This window comes from Micromonospora sp. NBC_00389 (genome assembly GCF_036059255.1).
In the GTDB taxonomy this organism is placed as follows: Bacteria; Actinomycetota; Actinomycetes; order Mycobacteriales; family Micromonosporaceae; genus Micromonospora.
The window spans coordinates 5,650,443-5,675,653 of sequence record NZ_CP107947.1; the positions used below are offsets into that span (position 1 = coordinate 5,650,443).

Annotated in this window: 25 protein-coding genes and 1 tRNA gene; 19 read left to right on the forward strand and 7 right to left on the reverse strand. The window is 72.4% G+C overall.

The window, feature by feature from the left end; genetic code table 11:
- Positions 1-152 precede the first annotated feature (152 nt).
- A complete protein-coding gene (locus tag OG470_RS26655; protein ID WP_328416527.1) occupies positions 153-1,307 on the forward strand; it encodes a geranylgeranyl reductase family protein in 1,155 nt (384 codons plus the stop codon).
- 191 nt (positions 1,308-1,498) lie between these two features.
- Positions 1,499-1,678, forward strand: coding sequence for a hypothetical protein (locus OG470_RS26660; RefSeq protein WP_328416529.1), 180 nt, complete (start codon positions 1,499-1,501; stop codon positions 1,676-1,678).
- Between the two features lie 78 nt (positions 1,679-1,756).
- Here the strand turns inward: OG470_RS26660 and OG470_RS26665 are convergent, their stop codons facing one another.
- The 3 genes from OG470_RS26665 to OG470_RS26675 form a co-directional block, all read right to left on the reverse strand.
- The gene (locus OG470_RS26665) at positions 1,757-3,547 is read right to left on the reverse strand and encodes a bifunctional metallophosphatase/5'-nucleotidase (RefSeq protein WP_328416531.1); all 1,791 of its coding nucleotides are present in this window, start codon (positions 3,545-3,547) and stop codon (positions 1,757-1,759) included.
- A gap of 162 nt (positions 3,548-3,709) precedes the next feature.
- Positions 3,710-4,369 (reverse strand): nucleotidyl transferase AbiEii/AbiGii toxin family protein, encoded by a 660-nt coding sequence (locus OG470_RS26670; RefSeq protein ID WP_328416533.1) that lies wholly within the window; start codon positions 4,367-4,369, stop codon positions 3,710-3,712.
- Positions 4,366-4,707, reverse strand: a complete 342-nt coding sequence (locus OG470_RS26675; protein ID WP_328426616.1) for a hypothetical protein — start codon at positions 4,705-4,707, stop codon at positions 4,366-4,368. Before OG470_RS26675 ends, OG470_RS26670 begins: the two co-directional genes overlap by 4 nt.
- A gap of 1,272 nt (positions 4,708-5,979) precedes the next feature.
- Here OG470_RS26675 and OG470_RS26680 point away from each other — a divergent pair.
- From OG470_RS26680 to OG470_RS26725, 10 genes are all read left to right on the forward strand, one after another.
- A complete protein-coding gene (locus OG470_RS26680; protein ID WP_328416535.1) occupies positions 5,980-6,537 on the forward strand; it encodes a hypothetical protein in 558 nt (185 codons plus the stop codon).
- Positions 6,538-6,973: 436 nt separating this feature from the next.
- The gene (gene fdh / locus OG470_RS26685; protein WP_328416537.1) at positions 6,974-10,246 is read left to right on the forward strand and encodes a formate dehydrogenase; all 3,273 of its coding nucleotides are present in this window, start codon (positions 6,974-6,976) and stop codon (positions 10,244-10,246) included.
- Positions 10,239-11,399, forward strand: a complete 1,161-nt coding sequence (locus OG470_RS26690) for a 4Fe-4S dicluster domain-containing protein (RefSeq protein ID WP_328426618.1) — start codon at positions 10,239-10,241, stop codon at positions 11,397-11,399. Before fdh ends, OG470_RS26690 begins: the two co-directional genes overlap by 8 nt.
- Positions 11,396-12,673, forward strand: coding sequence for an NrfD/PsrC family molybdoenzyme membrane anchor subunit (nrfD, locus tag OG470_RS26695; RefSeq protein ID WP_328416539.1), 1,278 nt, complete (start codon positions 11,396-11,398; stop codon positions 12,671-12,673). Before OG470_RS26690 ends, nrfD begins: the two co-directional genes overlap by 4 nt.
- A gap of 13 nt (positions 12,674-12,686) precedes the next feature.
- Positions 12,687-12,782, forward strand: a tRNA-Sec gene (locus tag OG470_RS26700).
- Positions 12,783-12,804: 22 nt separating this feature from the next.
- Complete coding sequence (gene selA / locus OG470_RS26705) at positions 12,805-14,109, forward strand: L-seryl-tRNA(Sec) selenium transferase (RefSeq protein ID WP_328416541.1); 1,305 nt, start codon at positions 12,805-12,807, stop codon at positions 14,107-14,109.
- 2 nt (positions 14,110-14,111) lie between these two features.
- Positions 14,112-15,866: a selenocysteine-specific translation elongation factor gene (gene selB, locus OG470_RS26710; protein ID WP_328416542.1), complete on the forward strand. Its 1,755-nt coding sequence runs from the start codon at positions 14,112-14,114 to the stop codon at positions 15,864-15,866.
- Between the two features lie 65 nt (positions 15,867-15,931).
- A complete protein-coding gene (locus OG470_RS26715) occupies positions 15,932-16,129 on the forward strand; it encodes a hypothetical protein (RefSeq protein ID WP_089022155.1) in 198 nt (65 codons plus the stop codon).
- A 79-nt stretch (positions 16,130-16,208) separates the two neighbouring features.
- Positions 16,209-17,486 (forward strand): hemolysin family protein, encoded by a 1,278-nt coding sequence (locus OG470_RS26720; protein WP_328416545.1) that lies wholly within the window; start codon positions 16,209-16,211, stop codon positions 17,484-17,486.
- A 73-nt stretch (positions 17,487-17,559) separates the two neighbouring features.
- A complete protein-coding gene (locus OG470_RS26725; protein WP_406080080.1) occupies positions 17,560-17,757 on the forward strand; it encodes a hypothetical protein in 198 nt (65 codons plus the stop codon).
- A gap of 9 nt (positions 17,758-17,766) precedes the next feature.
- Here the strand turns inward: OG470_RS26725 and OG470_RS26730 are convergent, their stop codons facing one another.
- Positions 17,767-18,417 (reverse strand): hypothetical protein, encoded by a 651-nt coding sequence (locus OG470_RS26730; protein WP_328416546.1) that lies wholly within the window; start codon positions 18,415-18,417, stop codon positions 17,767-17,769.
- A 133-nt stretch (positions 18,418-18,550) separates the two neighbouring features.
- On the opposite strand from OG470_RS26730, the gene OG470_RS26735 reads away from it, so the two are divergent.
- On the forward strand, positions 18,551-18,745 hold the full coding sequence (locus OG470_RS26735; protein ID WP_328416548.1) for a hypothetical protein: 195 nt from the start codon (positions 18,551-18,553) through the stop codon (positions 18,743-18,745).
- On the opposite strand, the gene OG470_RS26740 is transcribed toward OG470_RS26735, so the two are convergent.
- From OG470_RS26740 to OG470_RS26750, 3 genes are all read right to left on the reverse strand, one after another.
- Complete coding sequence (locus OG470_RS26740) at positions 18,742-19,218, reverse strand: hypothetical protein (protein WP_328416549.1); 477 nt, start codon at positions 19,216-19,218, stop codon at positions 18,742-18,744. The genes OG470_RS26735 and OG470_RS26740 overlap by 4 nt on opposite strands.
- Complete coding sequence (locus tag OG470_RS26745) at positions 19,215-19,427, reverse strand: phosphatidylethanolamine-binding protein (protein WP_328416551.1); 213 nt, start codon at positions 19,425-19,427, stop codon at positions 19,215-19,217. Before OG470_RS26745 ends, OG470_RS26740 begins: the two co-directional genes overlap by 4 nt.
- Positions 19,428-19,498: 71 nt before the next feature.
- A complete protein-coding gene (locus OG470_RS26750; RefSeq protein WP_328416553.1) occupies positions 19,499-20,380 on the reverse strand; it encodes a universal stress protein in 882 nt (293 codons plus the stop codon).
- Positions 20,381-20,496: 116 nt separating this feature from the next.
- Here OG470_RS26750 and OG470_RS26755 point away from each other — a divergent pair, with 116 nt between their 5' ends.
- The 6 genes from OG470_RS26755 to OG470_RS26780 all read left to right on the forward strand — a co-directional run bounded on the left by OG470_RS26755 (position 20,497) and on the right by OG470_RS26780 (position 25,208).
- Positions 20,497-21,243 carry an SAM-dependent methyltransferase gene (locus OG470_RS26755; protein ID WP_328416555.1) on the forward strand — a complete coding sequence of 249 codons (747 nt, stop codon included), beginning with the start codon at positions 20,497-20,499 and terminating at the stop codon, positions 21,241-21,243.
- An 82-nt stretch (positions 21,244-21,325) separates the two neighbouring features.
- Complete coding sequence (locus tag OG470_RS26760) at positions 21,326-22,504, forward strand: PP2C family protein-serine/threonine phosphatase (RefSeq protein WP_328416557.1); 1,179 nt, start codon at positions 21,326-21,328, stop codon at positions 22,502-22,504.
- A 56-nt stretch (positions 22,505-22,560) separates the two neighbouring features.
- Positions 22,561-23,025 (forward strand): MarR family winged helix-turn-helix transcriptional regulator, encoded by a 465-nt coding sequence (locus OG470_RS26765; RefSeq protein ID WP_328416559.1) that lies wholly within the window; start codon positions 22,561-22,563, stop codon positions 23,023-23,025.
- A gap of 280 nt (positions 23,026-23,305) precedes the next feature.
- The gene (locus OG470_RS26770; RefSeq protein ID WP_328416560.1) at positions 23,306-23,938 is read left to right on the forward strand and encodes a CDP-alcohol phosphatidyltransferase family protein; all 633 of its coding nucleotides are present in this window, start codon (positions 23,306-23,308) and stop codon (positions 23,936-23,938) included.
- The gene (locus OG470_RS26775) at positions 23,935-24,879 is read left to right on the forward strand and encodes a DUF881 domain-containing protein (protein ID WP_328416561.1); all 945 of its coding nucleotides are present in this window, start codon (positions 23,935-23,937) and stop codon (positions 24,877-24,879) included. Before OG470_RS26770 ends, OG470_RS26775 begins: the two co-directional genes overlap by 4 nt.
- Positions 24,876-25,208, forward strand: a complete 333-nt coding sequence (locus tag OG470_RS26780) for a small basic family protein (RefSeq protein ID WP_030327710.1) — start codon at positions 24,876-24,878, stop codon at positions 25,206-25,208. Before OG470_RS26775 ends, OG470_RS26780 begins: the two co-directional genes overlap by 4 nt.
- Positions 25,209-25,211: the final 3 nt, after the last annotated feature.

The following is a 25,211-nucleotide window of genomic DNA, read 5'->3' on the forward strand; positions in this document are numbered from 1 at the left end:
TCCTCCTTCGCTCGTCCGCCTCTGCGCAGACGGTTGCGCCGCGTCGGATACCCCCTGCGTGACCGAAGATGCCCACCCGATCGGGCGGTCGGCGCGGTCCGCGAACGGTGCCGTGGCGGGGCCAGCGGGCGGGGGTGCCATAGGCTGCATCCGTGATCGTCTGGGATCTCGTCGTCGTCGGCGCCGGCCCCGCCGGGCTCTCCGCGGCACACACCGCCGCCCGCGCCGGCGTCCGCACCCTGGTTGTCGAGCGGGCCGCGCACCCGCGGTACAAGACCTGCGGCGGTGGCCTGATCGGCACCTCGCTGGCAGCCATGCAGGACCGGATCGAGGTGCCCGCGCACGACCGAGTGGACCGGGTGACGTTCACCCGCGACGGCCGCCGGGAGTTCACCCGCCGCAACGACAGCCCGGTGGTGACGATGGTGCGCCGCGAGGAGTTCGACGACCGGCTCCGCGCGGCGGCGGTCGCCGCAGGCGCGCAGATGCGTGAGCGGGTCGCGGTCCGCGCCATCGAACAGAACCCCGAGGGGGTACGCCTGCGGCTGGCCGACGGTACGACGCTCGCTGCCCGCGCGGTGATCGGCGCGGACGGCTCCTCGGGCGTGACCTCCCGGCACGTGGGGGTCCAGTACCAGCAGGTGGACCTGGGGCTGGAACTGGAGGTCCCGGTGCCGCCGGCCGAGCAGGAGCGCTGGCGGGGGCGACTGCTGCTGGACTGGGGTGCGATGCCGGGCTCGTACGCGTGGGTCTTTCCCAAGGGCGACCGGTTGACCGTCGGCGTTATCGCTGCCCGGGGCGCGGGGGAGGGGACCCGGGACTACCTGCGGCGGTTCGTCGACCGGTTGGGCCTGACCGACCTGCCGGCGGAGCACGACTCCGGTCACCTGACCCGCTGCCGCAGCGAGGATTCGCCGTTGCGGCACGGCCGGGTGCTGGTCGTGGGGGACGCGGCCGGGCTGCTGGAGCCGTGGAGCCGAGAGGGCATCAGCTACGCGCTGCGCTCCGGCGAGCTGGCCGGCGCGGCGGTCGCCGACGGTGACCTGGCCGGGTACGAGCGGGCGGTGGCCGAGCGTCTGGTGCCGTCGATGCGGGCGGGGTACCGGCTGCTCGACCTGTTCACCCGCCGCCCGGAGATGTTCCACGCCCTGTTGGCGACCCCGCCAGGGTGGCGGATGTTCGTCCAGTTCTGTCAGGGCCGAGCGAGCTTCGACGAGATGCTCGGACGTCGGCCGATCCGGGCGGCGCTCGCGGTGCTGGATCGGCTGCCCGGCCCTCGCCGGCAGCGCGCTCCGGCCAGCCCGTGACCTGCCAGCGCTGACCTGCCGACCTGCGCTGACCTGCCGACCTGCCCGCCCTTGTCATTAATCCAGGATCCTAGGATGCCCTACGCGGTGTGACCGTCCGTACCCGAATGGCGCACAGATCGCGCCGACCGGACTGCTGGTGGAAAGCGCTCCGAACGCTGGACAATGACGGGGGAGCAGAGGGGGTGCTGATGGCCGAGCAGCCGTTCACCGATGACGAGTACGCGTTCCTGCGCCACGTACGGTTCGGGGAGCTCCCGCCGGCCGTCCGCCCCGACCAGCGGGTGGAGCTGACCGAGAGCGATTCGCGGAGTGACCAGCCCGATCCGTTCGACGACATGGTCCACTGGAACCTGCGCCACGCCGGCTGAGAACGCGAAACGGGCCGCGAGTGTCACCACCCGCGGCCCGCTGCCATCAGTACCGGTCCGCGGACCGGTACTGCTCGATCAGAAGACCGGCACGCCCTCGCGTACCAGCCGCCAGTTGGGCTGGAAGAAGTCGGCCGGGTTGATCGTCCCCCTGGCCTGCGCCCAGTCGATGAGCAGCTGGCGGATCTCCTGCTGCGCGTTGTAGACCTGGGTCTTCACGATGCCGGGGAAGTTGCCGCCGCCGCTGCGCCGGTAGTTGTTCACCGCCACCACGAACTGCGCGTTGTCCGCGACCGGGGTGTCGGTGCCGGGCAGCACCAGTCGGGTGATCCGCTGGCCCACCGGCCTGGAGATGTCGATGTCGTAGTCCAGGCCGGAGATCACGTCGTAGTTGTAGTCCGGCACCGTCGAGTCGCTGATCTGCTCGAGGTCGACCGGTGCACCCGGCGCGAGGGTGCGGAAGTACTTCGCCGAATACTCCAGGTACGCGCGCACCTCGGCGCCGCTGAGCACGACCGCCTCGAGGGTGTTGTCGAAGACGTACAACCCGGCGACGTCGCGGATTTTCACGTCACCGGCAGGGAAGACCGCCGTGCGGCTGAACGGCGAGGCCTGCGACAGCACCGGGAGGCTGGCGTACGGCGTGCCCGCCAGCGCGGTGGTGACCGTCTCGGCCTGAACGTGGTTGATGAAGTCCAGGATCGGGGTGTCCTTGTACCGCGACTCCACCGTGGACATCCCGACCGTGGCCTGTGCCACGACCTGGTTGACGTACGCCACCGTCTTCTGGTGCTGGCCCCGCACGGCGGCGAGCACCTTCGGGTCCTCCACCACCGTGTTGGTGTTCAGCATGGTGGCGGCCTTCTTGGTGATCGTCCACCGGCCGCGCTCACGCGCGAGGGTGAAGTCCATCCGCGTGAGCCGCTGGCCCCACTTTGACGGCTCGGAGAGCAGCACCTGCGCGCCGGTCCGCTCGTTGGTGACGAACTTCTCCACGACCTCGTTGTGGGCGTGACCGAAGAGGATCGCGTCGATCCCCGGCACCTGCTGGGCGATCAGCGCGGTGGGGTTCTCGTTGGGCAGCTCCGGGCCGTAGCTGGAGGTGCCGCTGTCGCCGCCATGCGCGGAGATCAGCACGATGTCCGCGCCCCGGGCCCGCATGATCGGTACGTACTTCGCCGCGGTGGCGATCATGTCGTCGAACCGCAGCCTGCCCTCGACGTTGCCCTTGTCCCAGATGGCGCTGCCAGGGTTGGTCAGCCCCAGGATGCCGACCCGGAGCGTCGGCGCGGCGAAACCGAGGGAGACCTTCTTGATGACGTACGGCAGGAAGGCCGGCTTGCCGGTCTTCGCGTTGACCGCGTTGGCGGCGAGCGCCGGGAAGCCGAGCTGGCGGATCCACAGGGCCAGCAGCGGCAGGCCGTAGTTGAACTCGTGGTTGCCCAGCGTCACCGCGTCGTAGTCGATGATGTTCATCGCCCGGGCCATCGGGTGCTTCTCCCCGGTGGTCGTGATCGGCTCCTGCTTGGCGTAGTACGTGGCCAGCGGCGTGCCCTGGATGGTGTCGCCGGCGTCCAGCACCAGCGTCGCCTTGCCGCGCCGCTCCCGACGGATCTGATTGATGAGGGTGGCCAGCTTCGCCACGCCGATGTCGTTCTGCCGGCTGTCGTCGTACTCGGCGTCGCGGTAGTAGTCCCAGTTGTAGACGTTGCCGTGGGTGTCCGACGTGCCCAGGAGGGTGAGGTCCCAGGTACGTGACCGGGCCGGGCCGGCCGCCTGCGCAGGCGCGGCGGCGATCAGCGGGGCGGTCGCCGCCGCGGCCGCGGCGACGAGCACCTGGCGACGCGACGGGCCGGAGGGAGAGGTCATGACATGCCTTTCCATGGGGGTGGACGCGCCTCGTGGGCGCCTCGCGCACCATAACCAGCAGCCGTCACTCCCGCCACGCCAGCCCCGCCGGTTTCCACCCGTCTCCGCAGCCATGGTGGGTAGGCGGGCCGAATCCCGGCCACGGTCGGCCCGGTGACCCGGTCAGCGTGGCCAGGTGGCGAGGCGCTGCCGGACCCGGGCGACGTCGGTGGGGCCCAGGCCGTAGCGCCCGAAACGCGCGTCGGGCAGCCGGTCCAGGTAACGTCCTGCGGCCCGCACGTCCGCCGGATCCAACGCGGGGTCGACCTGCCGGGCCAACTCCAGCAGCTCGGTGACGTCGTAGTGCTCCAGGGCCGCCGCCACGTCGATGAAGTCACGAACCTCCCGCCGGTTGACCAACGCCGCGATCTTGTTGGCCACCAGGTCGCGGACGTCCATCACCGGGCCGAGGTCCATCACCACCGGGCTCTGCTGCCGGTCGAGCCGGGCAAGGCTGAGCCGGATCTGCCGCCCGTCCCGGCTCACCACGAAGTCCTTCATGTCCCGGTCGTACCCGTCGAACAGTTCACCCAGATCACTGTCCGGGTCGGCGTCAATGACGATGAACCCGGCTCGCTCCAGCGCCACGCGTACCCCCGCAGAGGCCGCCGCCGCGGCGCCCTCCACGTCGGCGAAGAGGTCCACGTCCTCGGTGGGACGGGCGACCAGGCCGTGCGCGGCCCAGGCCACGCCGCCGCCCAGCACGAATCGGTACGGCCCGGCCGCGGCCAGCGCCACCCGGGCCACCTCCCGGTAGAACTCGTGCAGGTGCGGGGAGATCACGCCGCCCGCAGGCCGCGGTGCCGGCTCTCCCACGCCTGGCGTACGCCCCGGGGCAGGTTGAGTAGCCGCCACACCCGCCGCAGCGTCCGCCCATTGATCAGGACGCGTAGGTCTTCGGCGCGGGTGGTCTCCCGCAGCACGTTCTCGTACATCCAGAGAAGCTGGTCGGGGTCGCCGAGGTCGAAGGTGCGCTCGGCGTTCCACATCAGCCGTACCGGCAGCTCCACCACGCCCCGGGTGGGGCCGTGCAGCTCAGCGAGCGTCCGCGCCACCACGGCAGGGCGACCCGGGCGGGCCAGGAAGGCCACGCCGGTCGCGGTGGGGGAGACGGCCTGCATGGTGTCAGGGTAACGCCCGCTGATGCTGGTGTCGCTCACGCCGTTCCCGCCTTCGTCTTTGTTGACGCTGTTGAATGCGGTGTGGCGCGGTTCAGGCGGGCGTCCGGTCGTTGGCCCGCCGTGCCGGTTTCGTGGGTGGGGGGTCCCTTCCGTGTATGTCCCGGTCGCCGGCCGGCCGCGGTCCCAGCGCGAGCCGTCGTCTCCCGGTCGGTCGCTGTTGTTGGCGTGATACCTGTGAGGCATACATATGCCTGTGAGGTATCACCGGTGTTGTCGACCTGGGGCCGGGATCGCGTGGTTCGGGGCGATCGACCCGGTGTCGGCGATGTCGCGGGATCCCGCCGCGCGGTGATGCCCCGACGTCGGTGATCTGGAGTCGATCATCGCCAGGCACCCATCTCGGGTGGTGGTTCTCCGTGCGTCCTGATGGCCACGATCCCCCTGTGGCGCTCGGTGTCCGCTTACCCGGTATTCGGTCCTCGCCGTGCGGCACCTCTTGGGCATCTGGCGCGCCCTCGCACCACTGGTGCGGCGTGGGGGTGATCGACTCGGTGTCGGCGATGTCGCGGTATCCCGGCGCGGGGATGCTCCCATGTCGGCGATCTGGAGTTGACCATCGCCCGCCGGCCCGGTCTGGCGCCGGGACGGTGGTCGAGCGCGCGTCGAATGTCCGGCTGACGGCGGGAGCGGGTGGCCGATCGCGTCGAATGTCGGGCTGACGGCGGGAGCGGTTGTCGAGCGCGTCGATTGTCCGGTTGACGCCGGGAGCGGTGGGCGATCCGGGTGCCGAATGTCCGTTATCGGGGGTCTCTGGGGTGTGACTGGCTGCACCCGTCGGCCGGAATGGGGGCCGGCCCGGGGTCGTTACATACCCTGACGATCGCAGCACCACCGGCCTGCCGCCCCACCCCCGGGGTTGGAATGCCGGGCCAAGCTCGGTCGTTACAGATCCCCGAACGACCGCACCAGGGCACCGCTCCACAGGGTGCCGACGGATGGGCCAGGCCGGAATGACCTCGGCCCGCCGGTCGTTACAGACCCCCGAACGACCGCATCCGGCACCCGCTCCACTGGGTGCTGGCGGATGGGCCAGGCCGGAATGACCCCGGCCCGCCGGTCGTTACACATGGACCCGGCGCCACGAGGCCCCCGCCCGTAGGCCGCCGAAAAGACTTTCCCCTTGTTGTTGTTAGCGCCGGACGAGGTGCTCGCACCCGGTAACGCCGATCCCCCGGTCGGTTGGGTGTTTACCCCCGTGAAGGAGCTACCCCCATGAACACGATCATGCGTAAGAGCGTGCTGTCTGTTGCTGGTCTGGCCTTCGCCGGTGGTGTGTTCGCCGGTCCGATCGCCGCCCACGCCGCCACCCCCGTCGACACCAAGCCCGTCGCCGCCGCGGTGCAGTCGGTCTCGCCTCAGGGTGAGCAGTCCCGCATCGACTTGAACGGTGAGCAGACCGCCAACGTGAAGGCGATCATCGCCGCGACGAAGAAGGCCGGTCTGCCGGAGCGCGCGGCGGTCATCTCGATCGCGACGAGCCTGCAGGAGTCGAAGCTGGAGAACCTCGGCCACCTCGGCGACATGAACGACCACGACTCGCTGGGCCTGTTCCAGCAGCGGCCGAGCTCGGGTTGGGGTACGCCGGAGCAGATCACCGACCCTGAGTACTCGACCACCGCGTTCCTCAAGGGTTTGAAGCAGGTCGACGGGTGGCAGGACATGCCGCTGACCGACGCCGCGCAGACCGTGCAGGTGTCGGCCTACCCGGACGCCTACGCCCAGTGGGAGAAGCAGGCCACCGACCTGGTCGGCCAGCACTGGAACAACTGACCCACCGCACCACAGCACCACCGCACGAACCGACCGCTGGCCGGCACCCCCACCCCGGGGTGCCGGCCACCGGCATCTCCACGCCACGACGAATCTTGGACAGTTTCCGTTACCCGCTAACGGAAACTGTCCAAGATCTCGGCCCGGCGGTCGGGTGTCGCCCGGGGGAACAACGCCGGCCGCGGCCTGGTTGTGGTCAGTGTCGGTGTGACTCAGTGTCCCCGGGCCTCACCTATATTGCCTTCGCGGAACACCGTTCGGCTGGAGCCGCGTCGTGCCACTCGCCGAGAGGCGACCTGCACACCGACACCAACGCCGCCCCCGGCCCACCAGCCAGGGGCGGCGCTGTCTGTTCAGCCGTTGATCCCTCGGTTCGCGAACATGTCTCTGTTGACCTATGTTCATGAGGTCGCTCGCGTGGGAGGGGGTGTCGGGGATGGGTTTGCGGACCTTCATCGAGGGTTGGCCGGTCTACCGGCAGCTCACCGGCACCGACCCGTTGGGCCGGGGCGCTGCGGCGCAGTCCGCCCGCTCGGCGGAGTTGACTGCCCGCACCGAGGATGCCGACAGCGTGGCCCGCTCGGTCTGCCCGTACTGCGCGGTGGGCTGCGGTCAGCGGGTGTTCGTCAAGGACGGGCAGGTCAGTCAGATCGAGGGCGACCCGGACAGTCCGATCTCGCGGGGTCGGCTCTGTCCGAAGGGTTCGGCCAGCAAGAGCTTGGTGACCAGCCCGTTGCGGCAGACGACGATCCGCTACCGCCGGCCGTACTCGACGCAGTGGGAGGATCTGGAGCTCGACACCGCGCTCGACATGATTGCCGACCGGATCCTCGCCGCCCGCGAGCAGACCTGGGAGGACGTCGACGCGCAGGGTCGGCCGCTGAACCGGACGTTGGGTATTTCCAGTCTGGGTGGGGCGACGCTGGACAACGAGGAGAACTACCTCATCAAGAAGTTGTTCACCGCGATGGGGGCGCTCCAGATTGAGAACCAGGCCCGTATTTGACACTCCGCCACTGTCCCCGGTCTGGGGGCCAGCTTCGGTCGTGGCGGTGCGACGGATTTCCAGCAGGACATCGCCAACGCTGACGTGATAGTCATTCAGGGTTCGAACATGGCTGAGGCGCACCCGGTGGGCTTCCAGTGGGTGATGGAGGCCAAGCGCCGGGGTGCGAAGGTGTTCCATGTCGATCCTCGGTTCACCCGGACCAGCGCGGTCGCCGACAGCTACCTGCCGATCCGGGCGGGCACGGATATCGCCCTGCTGGGTGGGGTGGTGCGCTACATCCTGGACAACGAACTCGACTTCCGCGAGTACGTGCTCTCGTACACGAACGCGGCGACGATCGTCAGCGAGCAGTTCACCGACACCGAGGACGGCGACGGGTTCTTTTCCGGCTTCGACCCCGAGACCGGCACCTACGTGCAGGACAGTTGGCAGTACGAGGGGCACGAGGGCTCCTCCGGCAGCGGGCACACCGCCCAGGAGCGGGATAGCGCCTCGGGGCTGGCGCACGAGTCGCACGGCGCACCGGTTGGCGGCCAGACCCTGCGGGACGAGACGTTGCAGCATCCGCGTTGCGTGTACCAGATTCTGAAGCGGCACTTCGCCCGGTACACCCCGGAGATGGTGGAACGGGTCTGCGGCATTCCGCAGGAGAAGTTCCTGGAGTTGGCGCAGGCCTGGACGCAGAATTCCGGCCGGGAACGTACCGGGATGCTGATCTATTCGGTGGGGTGGACGCAGCACAGCGTGGGTGTGCAGTACATCCGCACCGGCGCGATCATCCAACTGCTGCTCGGCAACATGGGCCGCCCCGGTGGCGGGGTCATGGCCCTGCGGGGGCACGCCAGCATCCAGGGCTCCACCGACATCCCGACGCTGTTCAACCTGCTGCCCGGCTACCTACCGATGCCGCACCACGCCGACCACCCGACGTTCGACAAGTGGGTCGACAGCATCCGCCATCCCGGCCAGAAGGGCTTCTGGGGTAACGCCGGGTCGTTCGCCGCCAGCCTGCTCAAGGCGTACTGGGGCGATGCGGCGACGCCAGAGAATGACTACTGCTACGGCTATCTGCCCCGGTTGACCGGCGACCACGGGACGTACCAGCAGGTGCTGAACATGATCGACGGCAAGATCAAGGGGTACTTCCTGCTCGGGCAAAACCCGGCCGTCGGTTCCGCGCATGGCCGCGCCCAGCGCCTCGGCATGGCCAACCTCGACTGGCTCGTGGTTCGCGACCTGTTCATGATTGAAAGCGCCACGTTCTGGCAGAACGGCCCCGAGGTGGCCACCGGCGAGATCGTCCCTGAGGAGTGCCGTACGGAGGTGTTCTTCCTGCCCGCCGCCTCGCACGTGGAGAAGGAGGGCACGTTCACCCAGACCCAACGGCTGCTGCAATGGCGCGAGAAGGCCGTCGAACCCCCGGGCGACGCCCGCTCCGAGTTGTGGTTCTTCTACCACCTCGGCCGCAAGCTGCGGGAGAAGCTGGCCGGCTCGGACCTGCCCCGCGACCGGGCGCTGCTCGACCTCACCTGGGACTACCCCACGCACGGCCCGCACGCCGAGCCGCACGCCGAGGCCGTGCTGCGGGAAATCAACGGGTACGACGTGGCGACCGGCCGTCCGCTGTCCAGTTTCGGCGACGCTCGCGCGGACGGCTCCACCGCGATCGGCTGCTGGATCTACACCGGGGTGTACGCCGACGGCGTGAACCAGGCCGCCCGACGCAAGCCAGGCGCGGAGCAGGACTGGGTTGCTGCGGAGTGGGGTTGGGCCTGGCCGGCGAACCGGCGGATCCTCTACAACCGTGCCTCCGCCGACCCGGACGGCAAACCGTGGAGTGAGCGCAAGAAGTACGTCTGGTGGGACCCGGAGAAGGCCGAGTGGACCGGCTACGACGTGCCGGACTTCGAGAAGACCAAACCACCGTCCTACCGGCCACCGCCCGGCGCGTCCGGCACCGAGGGCATCGCCGGCGACGACCCGTTCATCATGCAGGGCGACGGTAAGGGCTGGCTGTACGCGCCCAGCGGAGTCCTGGACGGGCCGATGCCCACCCATTACGAGCCGGTCGAGTCACCGGTGCGTAACCCGCTCTACCTCCAGCAGGCCAACCCGACCCGCAAGATGTACGCGCATCCGATCAATTCGGTGAACCCGAGCCCGCCGGAGGCGCACAGCCAGGTGTTCCCGTACGTGTTCACGGTCAGCCGGCTCACCGAACACCACACCGCCGGCGCGATGAGCCGCACGGTCCGCCCGCTGGCCGAGCTGCAACCGGAGATGTTCGTCGAGGTCTCCCCGCAGTTGGCCGCCGAGGCCAATCTGGCGCATCTCGGCTGGGCACATCTGGTCAGCGCCCGCGCGGTGATCGAGGCGAAGGTGCTGGTGACCGATCGGCTCACCCCGCTACGGGTGGACGGCCGGATCATCCATCAGGTCTGGTTGCCGTACCACTTCGGCTTCGAGGGTCTGGTGACCGGCGACTCGGCCAACGACCTGTTCGGCATCAGCCTCGACCCGAACGTCCTGATCCAGGAGAGCAAGGTCGGGACCTGCGACGTCCGGCCCGGCCGCCGTCCCACCGGGCCAGCGCTCCTCGACCTGGTGGCCGACTATCAGCGGCGGGCCGGAATCGCCCCGGGTCGACATGCCCCGGCGGTCACCACCGACAGCGACGGGGAGGAGCACGGTGATTCCTGACCCGAACAGCCTGTACGGGCCGCTGGACCCGGCACCGGATGCCGGTTGGTCGTCGGCGCCGCCCCGGATGGGGTTCTTCACCGACACCAGCGTCTGCATCGGCTGCAAGGCGTGCGAGGTGGCCTGCAAGGAGTGGAACGGGGTGCCTGGCTCCGGCCTGGACCTGCTCGGCATGTCGTACGACAACACCGGGGCGCTGACCGCGAACTCGTGGCGGCACGTCGCGTTCATCGAACAGGCCCGCCCGGCCGGGCATCGCGCCCCGCCGTCCGCCCCGCCGTCCGCCCCGCCGTCCGCCTCGCCGTCCGCCGGGACGCCGGTCAGCGTCCCGGCCAGCGCGGCGTCGGCGGCCGTCGCGGGCGGCACCACCGATCTGGCCGGCACGGACCCGGGAGTGCCGCCCGAGTCACCGTCGGCCGCCGCCCGGATGGCCGCCGGCGGGCCGACCGACGTGCTCGGCGACCCGGTAGGCCCCGGGCCGGTCGTCGGTGGCGCTGGGCCGGTCGTCGGTGGCGCTGCCCCGGAGTTCCTCGGGATGCCGGGTGCGCAGCCGCCGGGTCGGGGCACGGGTGTGCAGGAGCGTACGGATTTTCGCTGGTTGATGATGTCGGACGTGTGTAAGCACTGCACGCACGCGGCGTGTCTGGATGTGTGTCCGACGGGTTCGTTGTTCCGGACGGAGTTCGGGACGGTGGTGGTGCAGGAGGACATCTGTAACGGCTGTGGTTACTGCATCTCGGCGTGCCCTTACGGTGTGATTGATCAGCGTAAGGATGATGGTCGGGCGTGGAAGTGCACGTTGTGCTATGACCGGCTGGGTGCGGGGATGACTCCGGCGTGTGCGCAGGCGTGTCCGACGGAGTCGATCCAGTACGGGGCGTTGGATGAGTTGCGGGAGCGGGCTGCCGCGCGGGTCGAGGCGTTGCACGAGCGGGGAGTGTCCGAGGCGCGGTTGTACGGGCATGATCCGAACGATGGTGTTGGTGGTGACGGGGCGTTCTTCCTGTTGCTGGATGAGCCCGAGGTGTATGGGCTGCCGCCGGATCCGGTGGTGACCACCCGGGACCTGCCGGCCATGTGGAAGCGCGCCGGCCTGGCGGCGCTTGCCATGGCGGCGGCAACCGTCGCCGCGTTCGTCGGAGGTTCCTCGTGAGTCCAGACCGTCCCCCGGTTGGTGACCTGTTCCGTCGCTTCCGCGACCGCCTCGCCGCCGAGGGCGCCGAAGGCCCCGACCGGCTCGGCCGCCCCACCCGGCCGGAGACGAACGGCCACGGCGCAACGCCGAGCGACAGGCCAGCGGCAACCGCGAGCGACAGCACAGCGGCAACCGTGAGCCGTGGAACGGCCGGCGCCGAGGCCCCGGCCGACCTGACCCCGCGGCCGCCGCGGACCGCCGAACCCGCCGGCCGGCGGACTGGCCGGCGGGGCGGTCGTCGCGGCGGCGAGGAACTGCGGGTGCCAGAGGCCGAGTTCACCTCGTACTACGGCCGGCCCGTCCTGAAGCCGCCGGTCTGGAAATGGGACATCGCGGCGTACCTGTTCACCGGCGGGCTGGCCGCCGGCTCGTCGCTGCTCGCCGCGGGCGGGCAGCTCACCGGCCGACCGGCACTGCGCCGGGCCGGTCGGGTCACCGCGCTGGCCGCCGTCAGCGCCAGCGCCGTCTTCCTGGTCAAGGACCTGGGCAGGCCGGCGCGGTTCCACCACATGCTCAGGGTGGCCAAGCTGACCTCACCGATGTCGGTGGGCACCTGGATCCTCACCGCCTTCGGGCCGGCCGCCGGGGTCGCCGCGATCGCCGAGGCCGCCGACTGGCTGCCCCGGCACGGGCTGCTCGGGCTGGCCCGTCGAGCGCTGCCGCCGGTCGGGCACGCTGCCGGGCTGCTCGCCGCCGGCACCGCGCCCGCGCTGGCCACGTACACCGGGGTGCTGCTCGCCGACACGGCGGTGCCGTCCTGGCACGAGGCGTACCCGGAGCTGCCGGTCATCTTCGCGGGCAGCGCGTTGGCCAGCGGCGCCGGCGTGGGTCTGCTCGCCGCGCCGCCGGCCCAGGCCGGGCCGGCCCGCCGGATGGCAGTGGCCGGCGCGGCCCTGGAACTGTTCGGCGCGCACCGGGTGGAGACCCGCCTCGGCCTGCTCAGCGAGCCCTACCGGTTGGGCCTGCCCGGTCGGCTGCTGCGCACCGGTCGGCTGTTGACCTCGGTCGGGGTGGCCGGCGCGCTGCTCGGCCGGCGCAGTCGGGTGGTTGGCGTGCTGTCCGGCACCGCGCTGCTGGCCGCGTCGGTCGCCACCCGGTTCGGCATCTTCCACGGCGGCGTCGCCTCCGCCCGCGATCCGCGGTATACCGTGGTGCCGCAACGCGAGCGGGTCAATGCTCGCCGGAATGGCATGGATCTTCCACCTGGCCCGGCGGCCCCGCCTGTGTTGTGATCGAATGTCCGGTGGAGGCGTTCAGGCGGCTGGTGCCCCTCCCGGTCTTCAAAACCGGAGTGGTCCGGGACCCGGGCCAGGCGGGTTCGATTCCCGTCCGTCTCCGCCAACGCGCGGCAGGAGTTGACGTGATGGGCGAGGGGCCGGTGGACCCGCGACGCCGGGTGCCCCGCACCGACACGCTCCTCGCCGACCCGCGGCTGACCGCGGCCATCGCGAGCCTCGGGCGGGACCGCGTCAAGTCGGTCGTCGCCCAGACGCAGGAGCGGGCCCGTCGCGGCGAGATCGGCCCCGACGAGGTCCGTGACGCCGCCGTCGCCGCGCTGCCCGCACCCGGCCCCCGCGCGGTGCTCAACGCCACCGGCGTCGTGCTGCACACCAACCTGGGTCGAGCGCCGCTGTCGCCCACCGCTGTCGCCGCGGTCGTGGCCGCCGCCGGGCACACCGATGTGGAGCTGGACCTGACCACCGGGCGGCGGGCCCGCCGCGGCCGCGACGCGATCGACGCGCTGGCCGCCGCCGTGCCCGACGCGGGCGCCGTGCACGTGGTCAACAACGGCGCCGCCGCGCTGGTGCTGGCCGCCACCGCGTTGGCCGCCGGCCGGGAGATCGTGGTCAGCCGGGGCGAGCTGGTCGAGATCGGCGACGGCTTCCGCCTGCCCGACCTGCTGGAGAGCACCGGCGCCCGGCTGCGGGAGGTGGGCACCACCAACCGCACGACGCTCGCCGACTACGCCGCCGCAGTCGGCCCGAACACCGGCTTCGTGCTCAAGGTGCACCCGTCGAACTTCCAGGTCACCGGCTTCACCTCGGCCACACCGGTCCGGCAGTTGGCCACCATCGGCGTGCCGGTGGTCGCCGACATCGGCTCCGGCCTGCTCACCCCGGATCCGCTGCTGCCCGACGAACCGGACGCGGCGAGCAGCCTGCGCGCCGGCGCCGCGCTGGTCACCGCCAGCGGCGACAAGCTCCTCGGCGGCCCGCAGGCGGGGCTGCTGCTCGGCGACGCCGAGCTGGTCGACCGGCTGCGCCGCCATCCGCTGGCCCGGGCGTTGCGCGTGGACAAACTCACCCTGGCTGCGCTGGCCGCCACCCTGCACCGCCCGGACACCCCGACCCGGACCGCGCTGCACGCCGACCCGGGCGTCCTGCGCCGGCGGGTGGAGCGGCTGCGCGACCTGCTCGGCGCGGACGGTCGCAAGGCGGAGGTCGTGCCGGCGGTCGCCGTGGTCGGCGGCGGCGGAGCCCCCGGCGTGGAGCTGGATTCCTGGGCGCTGAGCCTGCCCGAGCGGTACGCCATGCCACTGCGCACCGGCGCCCAGCCGGTGCTCGGCCGGGTGGTGCGGGGCCGGCTCCTGCTCGACCTGCGCTGCGTGCCCCCCGACGCCGACGAGGCGGTCCGGGCGGCCGTGCTGCGCGTACCCGGAGACGACTGACCGTGTTCGTCGTCGCCACCGCCGGGCACGTCGACCACGGCAAGTCGACCCTGGTCCGGGCGCTGACCGGGATGGAGCCCGACCGGTGGGCCGAGGAACGCCGCCGGGGGATGACCATCGACCTGGGCTTCGCCTGGACGACGCTGCCATCGGGCGGCACGGTCGCCTTCGTCGACGTACCCGGGCACGAACGTTTCGTGCCGAACATGCTCGCCGGGGTCGGGCCGGTGCCGGCGGCGCTGGTCGTGGTCGCCGCCGACGAGGGGTGGATGCCGCAGTCCGCCGAGCACGTGGCCGCGCTGGATGCGCTCGGCGTCGGGTACGGCCTGCTCGCGGTGACCCGCGCGGACCTGGCCGACCCGGGGACGGCCATGGACCGGGCCCGGGCCGAGATCGCGGCGACCAGCCTCGGCGTGGTGGAGACGGTGGCGGTCAGCGGACTGACCGGCGACGGCCTGCCGGAGCTGCGGGCGGCCCTGGACCGGCTCGCCGCCCGGCTGCCCGCCCCCACAGTGGACGATCCGATCCGGCTCTGGGTGGATCGCAGCTTCACCGTGCGGGGCAGCGGCACCGTGGTCACCGGCACCCTCGGTGCCGGCCGGTTGCGGGTCGGTGACGAGCTGGAGCTGGCCGGTACCGACGAACCGGTCCGGGTCCGTGGCCTGCACTCACTCGGCCAGGCCCGGCCGGAGGCGGCGGCGGTGGCCCGGGTGGCCGTCAACCTGCGCGGCACGCCTCGTGACCGGCTCGGCCGCGGCGACGCGCTGCTCACCCCGGGCCGGTTCCACCACACCGACCTCGTCGACGTCCGGCTCACCGGCGACCCGGCGGCTGACCTGCCGGCCACCCTCACCCTGCACGTCGGGTCGGCGGCGGTGCCGGTACGGGTCCGCCCACTCGGCCCGGACACCGTCCGGCTCCGGCTGGCCCGCCCGCTGCCGTTGCTGGTCGGCGATCGGGCGCTGCTGCGCGACCCGGGCCGGCACCACGTGTCCGGCGGGGTGCGGGTGCTGGACGTGGCGCCACCGCCGCTGGCCCGCCGGGGCGCTGCCGCCGCCCGCGCGCAGGTCCTCGCCGACCTGGACGGCCGGCCCGACCTGGCCGGGGAGCTGCGCCGCCGTCGGCTGATCCAGGCCGGCGCGCTGATCCGGATGGGGGTGCCGGTGCAGGCCGCGCCGGTGGCCGGCGACTGGCTGGCCGATCCCGGGCACTGGCAGCGACTCGGCGACCAGGTGACCGAGGAGGTCGCGCGCTACACACGGGAGCACCCGCTGGAGCCCGGCATGCCGGTGGACGCGCTACGCCAGCGCATCGCCCTGCCCGACCGGGTGCTGGTCGAGGCGCTGGTCCGGCCGCCGCTGCGGATCCATGCCGGCCGGGTCGGAACGGCGAGCGCCGGCGCGCTGCCCGACCCGGTGGCGCTTGCCGTGCAGCGGGTCCGGGCCGAGTACGCCGACCGCCCGTTCCGCGCCCCCGAAGCGGACCGCCTCGTCGACCTGGGGCTGGGCCCCCGGGAGATCGGGGCCGCCGTACGCGCCGGTGCGTTGCTGCGGCTGGCGGACACCGTGGTCCTGCTGCCCGACGCGCTCGACGACGCGGTCCGGGTGCTGGCCGCGCTGCCCCAGCCGTTCACGCTCTCCGCGGCCCGTCAGGCGTTGGACACCACCCGCCGGGTGGCGGTGCCGCTGCTGGAACTGCTGGACCGCCGGGGCGCGACCCGTCGACTGCCCGACGACGCCCGCATCGTCGTCACCTGACGGTCGTGCCCGGCTGACCCGGCCAACCGGCCACCGCATCACCGACGGTCACCTACGGTGACGCCATGGACCCTTCGGCGGTCTGGCGGGACCGGCAGCACCGGTGGCGGATCGAGGCCTACCGGGCCCCGGACCTGCGGTTCGCCATCTACGCCACCAACGGCCCCACCGAGTCCGCCCCGCTCTGGCTGTTCGGCATGTCGGCGCTGGCGCGGTGGCTGATGACCCACGCCATCTCGCTGGACGACCTGGAGACCGACTGAGCGCCGGCCGGCTGGAAACCGCACCCAGAGCCGGTCTCGCTGCGGTTGAGTGGCCTGAGGCGGCGGACGGGGGTGCGCGGTGGGCGGTCAGCTCGGGCAGTTGGCGCTGGTGGCCGTTCTGGTGCTGGTCAACGCCGCGCTCTCCGGCAGCGAAATGGCACTGGTGACGCTGCGCGAGGGGCAGCTGCGGCGGCTGAGCCGGCGGACCAGCGCCGGCGACCGGCTGGTCCGGCTCACCCGCGACCCGAACCGCTACCTGGCCACCATCCAGCTCGGCATCACCCTGGCCGGGTTCCTCGCCTCGGCGGCGGCCGCGGTGTCGCTGGCCGAGCCGCTGGTCGCCCCGCTGGGCTTCCTCGGCGCGGCGGCCCGACCCGCCGCGGTGGTGCTGGTGACGGTGGTGCTGACCTTCGTCACGCTGGTGTTCGGCGAGCTGGCCCCGAAGCGGTTGGCCATGCAGCGCGCGGAGCGCTGGGCGCTGCTCAGCGTCGGCCCGCTGGACCTGCTGGCCCGGCTCTCCCGTCCGGCGGTCTGGCTGCTCAGCCGGGCCACCGACGCGGTGGTCCGGCTGGCCGGCGGCGACCCGCGGGCCAGCCGGCAGGAGATGACCGAGGAGGAGCTGCGGGAGATGCTGGTCAGTCAGCGTGGTCTGTCGGCCCAGCAGCGGGAGATCCTGACCGGCGCGTTCGACATCGCCGGCCGGACGCTGCGGGAGATTCTGGTGGCCCGGCGCGAGGTGACCGCGCTGCCGGCGGGTCTTGCCGCCGACGAGGGGGTACGGAAGCTGGCCGCCGCCGGCCGGTCCCGCGCTCCGGTCACCGGCCCGGGTGGCCTGGACGAGGTGATGGGCGTGGTGCACATCCGCGACCTGGTGCAGGCCGGCGTCGGCACGGTGGGGGACAGGGTCCGGCCACCGCTGCTGCTGCCGGTCACCCTGCCGGTCGCCGAGGCGCTGCGTCAGCTCCGTCAGGAGCACCAGCAGCTGGCCCTGGTGGTCGACGAGCACGGCGGTATCGACGGCATCGTCACCCTGGAGGACCTGCTGGCCGAGGTGGTCGGCGAGTTGTACGACGAGACCGACCGGGACGTACGGGGAGTGATCCGGGAGTCGGACGGGTCGCTGTTGGTGGCGGGTGACTTTCCGCTGCACGACCTGCCCGACCTCGGGGTGCGGCTGAGTTTCCCGCTGTCGAGGGAGTACACCACGGTGGCCGGGCTGGTGCTCGCCCGACTGGGTCACCTGCCGAGCGAACCGGGGGAGACGGTGCGGCTGCCCGGGTTGACCCTGGAGGTGGTGGAGGTCGCCGACCGGGCGGTCCGCCGGGTGCGGCTACGCGGATTCGTCGCCGAACGCTGAGCCGGGCCCGCCCTCCACCACACGTACGGGGGACAATACCGCCGAATTCGCCCGCAGCGGATGGGCGCCACATATGGTGCGATACGTGAAGGACCGAGGGTTGCGTACGTTCGTCACGGTGCTGGCCGGCCTCGCGGTGATCTATTTCGGTAGTACCGGCCGCAGTCCCGAGGAGGGCCGTGGCCTCTCCGGCGGGTTGGTGGTGCTGGCGTTGCTCGCCGCGCTGCTGGTGTGGCACCTGACCCGGCCGGGCGACAAGACGGTGAAGTGAGCGCCTGCCTCAGCGGGCGGCGACGCGGGTGACCTCGCCGGCGGACTCCTCGCCGAGCGCCACCCGGACCAGCGCCGAGGCGAGCCGGCCGAAGTCCGGCTCGTCGACCAGCCCGGCCAGTCGGTCGGGTGAGCCCGGCAGGCCCAGCCGCTTCGCACCGGCGAGTGCCCGGCGGTCGGCGTACGGGCGCAGGTCGGACCAGACCGTCTGTGCCTCGCGCAGGTAGATGTCCGCGCCGGTGGGCCCGATGCCGGGAAACTCGGTGAGCCGCCGACGCAGCCCGGCCGGGTCGCCCTGGGCCTCCCGGTGCAGCCGCCGCAGGTCACCGTGCCAGCGGTCCAGGCACAGCCGGGCGCCGGTGCCGAGCATGGTCGCGGTCCGCTCGTCGTAGCGGCGGTAGTGGCCCCGGCCCAGCGCGTCCACCCGCTGCTGCCAGCTGGCCGCCTCCATCGCCTGCGGCGTGCGGTAGCCCGCGGCGAACAGCTCCCGCGCGGCGTCCACCGCCACGCACGCCCGGATCCGGGTGCTCAGCAGGGTGGCCAGCACCAGCAGCTGGTACAGCGGACCGGGGCGGTCCGAAAGCCGGATGCCCGCCTGCTCCGCGTACGTGTCGTGGTGTCGGTCCAGCAGGACCCGCGCCACCGTTCGGTCGTTGCCCACGTCCGGTGGGTACCCGCCCGGCAGGCGGCTAGCCCTCCCGGCGGCGAGCGGGGCCGGAATGGCACCGGGCCGGGCGGGTATGCCTGCGGTGGAGGCGGTCGATGCCGCCTGCCGTACCCGGAGGGAGACACCCGTGGTCAACCCGCAGCAGGAGGAGTTCCGGCGCAACGCCAAGGGAGCCACCAGTCAGGACAGCAAGGTGCCCACGCCGACCGGGCACCCGCTCAACCGCGGCTCGTCGCGCGGAGACGAGGGTCGGCCGGTGCCCAAGGGTCAGGTGTCGCCGTACGGCCCGGCGGGTGAGCCGGTCGCCGAGGACGACAGCTAACGGTTTCGCCCTGACGGCCGCCGCAACCTGTTCCAGGTGGCGGCGGCCGTCAGCCCGAACGCCAGGTGCGGAATGATGTCGGAGATCCAGTCGGAGCGCCGCCAGGTGCGCGGGTCGCTGATGCCCAGTGCGGTGATGGACCCGTCAGTCATGGTCATCACGCCCGCGCCGAGCACGCCGGTGGCCATCGGCAGCGGCTGCCGCCGACCACGTGCGTAGAGCGCGAACGCCACGCCCGCGCCGATGCCCAGCCCGTAGCCGATCAGAGGCCCGAGGCCCGAGCGGCGGTTCGCCGCCCGGGCCTCGGGCCCCAGGTCCACGTGCGCGATCCCGGCCAGCCGGTCCACGGTCTGCTCCGGGACGCTGCTCGCCGGCCGTGCCCGAAGCACCATGTCCAGATAGCTGACCACGTTCAGCGCGGCGCTGCCGACGGCGCCCGCGATGGCGCCGTCGGCCACGTCAACCGTCCTCATTTCGGGTCGCCCGGTTCGCGTTCTCCCTTGGGTCCGTATGTGCGCTCGCCGCGCACCACACCCCGTTGGCCGCGATCCTCCTGCAGGATCTTGTTGGCAACCTGGTTGGCCTTGCCGTCGGGCACCCGCCGTCCGGAGTCGTCGATCACGTTGCGCATTCGCGCGCGCTGCTTGTCGTACGCGTTACTGCCCGGCCGTGGTCCTGGCATCTGCTGCCTCCTTCGTCGCCGTTGGCGTACCGCGCTCGTCTACCCGTCTGACAGCGGGCCATTCCCGCGTCTCAGCGGGGGGCGCGGACCACGGCGACCGGGCAGTGCGCGTGGTGCAGCACCGACTGGCTCACCGACCCCAGCAGCAACCCACTCACCTGGCCGCGCCCCTGCCCGCCGACGACCACCAGTTGGGCGGAGCGGGACGCCTCGGCGAGCACGGCGCCGGCCCGCCCGCGCACCGCCCGCCGGGTCAGCCGCAGCTCGGGGTGGCGCTCGGCCAGCCCGGTCAGCGACTCGGCTAGGACCTGGTCCTCCTCGTGGTGCAGCTGCTCCGCGTCGTACACCAGGGGCTGCATGTCGCCGGGGCGGGTGCTGGGCGGGTGCCGGTAGGCGTGCACCGCCAACAGCGGTGCGTCGCGCGCCACGGCGGTCTCGGCGGCGAACTCGGCGGCGAGCCGGGACGCCGGCGAACCGTCCAATCCGACCAGCACCGGCTCGCCGGGATGTTCCACGCCGCGAGCCACGAGCACCGGGCAGTCGGCGTACGCGGCAACCTGCACCGCCACCGAGCCGACCACCAGCGAGGTGAAGCCGCCCAGCCCTCGGTCGCCGAGCACGATGAGAGCGGCGGTGGGGGATTCGCCCACCAGCACCGCGGCGGCCTCACCGTCGATGATCTCGCCGGAGATCGTCAGCCCCGGTACGGTCGCCTCGGCCTCGGCCACCGCCGCCGCGACCAGTTCCTCGGCCTGGTGGCGCAGCCCGCCGCCGGCCGGGGCGTCCGGGGCGGGGGAGACGGGCACGTGCAGCAGCGGCCAGATGAACCCGTGCACCACCCGCAGCGGCCGGTGTCGGCGCGCGGCCTCCGCGGCGGCGAGGCGCACCGCGCGCAGGGACGGCTCCGAGCCGTCCACGCCGACCACCACCGCTGCGCTGTTCGCCGAGTTCACCGGCCACCTCCCGCCGGGGCCAGTATCGCGGGCGGGAACGGCTCGGCGGAGCGATACCGCCCAGGACGTCGGGGTCGGTACGCTGGCGGCGACCGGTCGGGGAGGGGGCGTCGTCGATGGGTGAACCGGACCAGCCGAGCACCGCTCGCATGATCGACTTTTGGCTTGGCGGGGATCACCACTTCCCGGTCGACGTGGCCGCCGCGACCGCCTTCGAGCAGGCGTACGGGCCGTGCGCGCCGGTGTTCCGGGAGCTGCGGGCGTTCCTCGGTCGGACGGTACGGGCGATCGCCGGGCAGGGCGTGGACGGGTTCCTGGTCTTCGGCGCGGGGGTGCCCACGATGGGCAACGTGCACGAGGTCGCCGCCGAGGCCACTGTGCTCTACACCGACGTCGACCCGGTCACCATCCGGCTGGGGCAGCGCATCCTCGTCGGCAGCGACCGGGCCGGCTACGGCTACGGCGACGCCACCGACATCGGCACCATCGATCCGGCGCAGCTGCACCGCTTCGTGCCAGGCTGGGGCCGGCGGCCGGTCGGGGTGGTCTTCCTCGGGCTCGCCGCGTTCCTCGACGACGACACGCTGACCCGCACCCTCGACGAGCTGTACGCCGCCGCGGCGCCGGGCAGCCTGCTGGCCGTGGACTTCGACACCGAGGAGCTGGCCGGTCATCCGGAGGCGCTGGCGATGATGGGGCCGGCGTTCCGGATGCGGCCGCCGTCGTCGTTCGCGCCGTTGCTGGGTCGGTGGACGCCGACGGCGGACGGAATCGTGCCGGTCACGCGGTGGCGGCCGGACGGTCCGCCGGCTGAGGTGCCCGACGCGTTCCACGGTGTGCTCGCGACCCGCGGCGCCGACTGACCCCGCCTCGACCGCGCCGACGGGCTGTCCCGGGGCGTCCGTATGATGCTTGCCCTGTAGCAAGCTTCTGGAGAGGACGACCATGGAGGACGCGCCGGGTGTGGTGTCGCGTGCGCTGCGCGAGGCCCCACCCGACCAGCTGGCGGAGGCCGCCGACCGGGCGATCCGCTCGTCGTTGGGCGCGCTGCGCACCGACGTGTTCGTCGCCGACTATCGGATCAGCGGGCTCTGGCCGTTGCTGGACCCGGAGCTGCCGGCGGGCGGGTTCCTGGCCTGCCACACGGTGGCCCAACGCTGCTTCAGCAGTCAGCAGCCGGTGCGCGACTCCGCCGAGCACGGCCCGTGCCGGCTCTACCTGCCGCTGACGGCATGGGGAGAGCGGCTGGGCGTGCTGCTGATCGAGCTGCCCGCCGTGCCGGGCCCGGCCGTCACCGGCATCGCCACGGACATCGCCGGCGTCGTGGCGGTGGCGATGCGGGCCGCGGACCGGGAGACCGACCGGTACCGGCGGGCCCGACGCCGGGAGCGGCTCAGCATGGCCGCCGAGATGCAGTGGGACCTGCTGCCGGGGCGCAGCGTGGCACACCACGCGTTCCACCTGGCCGGTCAGCTCGAACCGGCGTACACCGTGGGTGGGGACCACTTCGACTGGTCGCTGGACGGCGACCGGCTCACCGTGACGGTGCTCAACGGCGAGGGCAGCGGCCTGGCCGCGTCGCTGCTGACCGCGGCCACAGTGAACGCGATGCGCAACGCGCGCCGTTCCGGTGGTGGTCTGGTGGAGCAGGCGGAGTTGGCCTCGGACACGGTCTTCTACCAGCACCGGGGCCGTCGGCACGTGGCCACCCTGCTGCTGGAGCTGGACACCCGCACCGGGCGGGTGCGAGCGGTCGACGCCGGCTCGCCGCACATGCTGCGGCTGCGCGGCGCGGTGGTCGAGCCGGTGAAGCTGGATCAGCAGCTGCCGCTGGGCATGTTCGCCGAGACCCGCTACGAGTTGCAGGAGTTCCAGCTCGCGCCGGGTGACCGCGTCTTCGTGGTCAGCGACGGGGTGTGGGCGGCCGAGCCGGCGGGCCTGGAGCCGTACGGGCAGCGGGTGATGACCCGTTCCCTGCGCGCCACACGGTTGCAGCCGGCGACCGAGGCGGTTGGTACGGTGATGCGCGAACTGCACGCCTACCATGTGGACTCCGATCTGCGCGACGACGCCGTCGTGGTCTGCCTGGACTGGCACGGTCCGGGTGATAGCGACGGCGGGTGAGAGTCGTCAGCGGTCCGTCGGGCGGGCACCAGCGCGACAATGGCAGGGGACATCGGGTGGAGCGACCTGCGGATCTCGCAGCGGCGATCGACGCGGCCGCCGAGACGCTGATCGCCGTGCTCGATTCGGCCGCGGCGCGACATCAGGTGCCGCCGACCCAACTGCGGGTGCTGGCGTTGATCAGCAGCCGGCCGGAGACCAATGTCAACCGGTTGGCGGAGCTGTTGGACGTGGTGCCCTCCTCGGCCAGCCGCCTCTGCGACCGACTGGAGGCGACCGGTCTGCTGCGCCGGGTGGCCGATCCGCGGGACCGGCGCGAGGTGCGGTTGGTGCTGACCGCCGCCGCGCAGACCCTGCTCGGGGAGTTGGCCGAGCGGCGGCAACGCGCGGTGCAGGTGGTGCTGGACCGGATGCCGCAGCGGGGCCAGCACGATCTGCTGCTGGCGTTGCTCGCGTTCGGCCGGGCGGCGACCCAGGTGGTGCCGGAACAGCAGACCGACTCGGCGGTGCAGACAGCCTGAGCGGACGCAGGACCCGTCCACTAGTATCCTAGGACGCTTTACGCGTGGTGATCCACGCCACAGCGCGGCACAGCCGCACCGACCACCGCGCGGCGGCGCCCCAGGGCTCCGACGGAAGCCCGATATAGTGGCACCGCACTCACCCGGCCCGTGATCATCGAGATCGCGGGCCGAATCAGGGAAGAGGTCCCGTTCCGGGGCCGCAGGGGGAGCCGGCGCTGGCCGGCCCGACAGCCGTACGACTTCCGCCGGGCGCCGGGTCGTGCGCGGAGGAGGTTCGGTGTCTCGTCGGCCGGCTCGGTCAGAGCATCCGCGGGACACCGGCGAACAGGTTCCCGGCGACCAGGTGCTCACCCTGCCCAACCTGATCAGCTTCGGGCGGCTGCTGGGCGTGCCGCTCTTCCTCTATCTCTTCCTGGTGGCTCGCGCCGACGTCGCGGCCCTCGTCGTGCTGGCCATCGGCGGCACCACGGACTGGGTCGACGGCTGGATCGCCCGCCGGCTGCGCCAGGTGAGCCGACTCGGGGAGCTGCTCGACCCGCTGGCCGACCGGCTCTACATCCTCGCCACGCTGATCGCCTTCACCGCCCGCGAGGTGGTGCCGTGGCAGTTCACCGCGGCGCTGCTGGCCCGGGAGTTGCTGCTGCTCGGTTCGCTGGGGGTGCTGCGCCGCTACGGGTACGGGCCGCCGCCGGTGCACTACGTGGGCAAGACCGCCACGTTCCTGCTGCTCGCGGCGTTCCCGGTGTTGCTGCTGGCCACCGAGTTGACCGACGTGGCGACGGCGGCGGCCGCGATCGGCTGGGGCCTGGCCTGGTGGGGGCTGGTGCTCTACTGGGTGGCCGGCGGGATGTACGTGGTGCAGGCGGCCCGGCTGGTGCGCGCGGCGCGCGACCCGGGAGCGGTTGCGTGAGCGCGCCGCGGCCCGGGGACGGCCGCCGGGATCGGGTGTACGCCCCGGACTTCCTCACCGAGCTGTTCCGCAACCCGCTGGACCCGGGGTACGCCGATGCGGCGGCTGCCCGTCGGCGGGCTGCGCCCGCGGAGCCCGCCCGGGGGTGGCGGGCCTGGTCGGCGCGTTCGGTCAGCCTGGTTGTGGTGGTGGTGCTGGGTTTCCTGTTCGCGGTCGCGTACCGGCAGACGTTGGAGGACGAGCCGGGCCGCAGCCAGGCCCGCTCCGGCCTGGTGGCGCAGATCAAGGAGCGGGAGAGCGAGACCGACCGGTTGTCCACGCGTGCGGACCAGTTGCGCGAGGAGGTCGGTCGGCAGCGCGACGCGGCGTTGAGCGGGTCGGCCGCCGCCCGGCTGCGGGACCAGGAGGCGAGCACCGGGCTGGGCCGGGTGCGCGGCGACGGTGTGGTGGTGCGGCTGGCGGACGCGCCGGGCAAGGAGGACGCGGTGACCGGCATGGGTGCGGGGCCGCCGCGGGTGCTCTACAGCGACCTGCAGGGGGTGGCGAACGCGTTGTGGAGTGTCGGCGCGGAGGCGATCGCCATCAACGGGCAGCGGTTGACCTCGACGTCGACGATCCGGTCGGCGGGTGAGGCGATTCTGGTGGACTTCCGGCCGGTGACCGGGCCGTATGAGGTGTCGGCGGTCGGTCCGGGCTCGATGCGGCGGAAGTTCGAGGACAGCCGCAGCGCGGCGCTGATGCGGGAGGTCGCGCAGAAGACCGGCCTGTCGTTCGGTGTGCGGGAGTCGGATGACCTCACCCTGCCGGCGGCTCCGGAGCCGCAGCTACGCTACGCCAAGCCGTCGGTCAGTCCGAGCCCGTCCACGTCGGGTGGCCGGTCCGGCAGTCCCGGGTCGTCCGGTTCTCCGGCGACCGTTAGCCCCTCCGGAGGTGGCCGATGATCGCGGTGCTGGCGTTGCTCGCCGGTGTGGTGCTTGGTGTGTGGCTCGATCCCACGGTCCCGGCGGCGTTGCAGCCGTACCTGCCGATCGCGGTGGTGGCGGCGTTGGACGCGGTGTTCGGTGGGGTGCGGGCGAGGCTGGACCGGATCTTCGATGACAAGCAGTTCGTGGTGTCGTTCATCTCGAATGTGCTGGTGGCGGGCCTGATCGTGTACCTGGGTGACCAGTTGGGAGTGGGCGGGCAGTTGTCCACCGGTGTGGTTGTCGTGCTCGGGGTGCGGATCTTCGGGAACGTGGCGGCGATCCGTCGGCACCTGTTCCGGGCGTAGGTT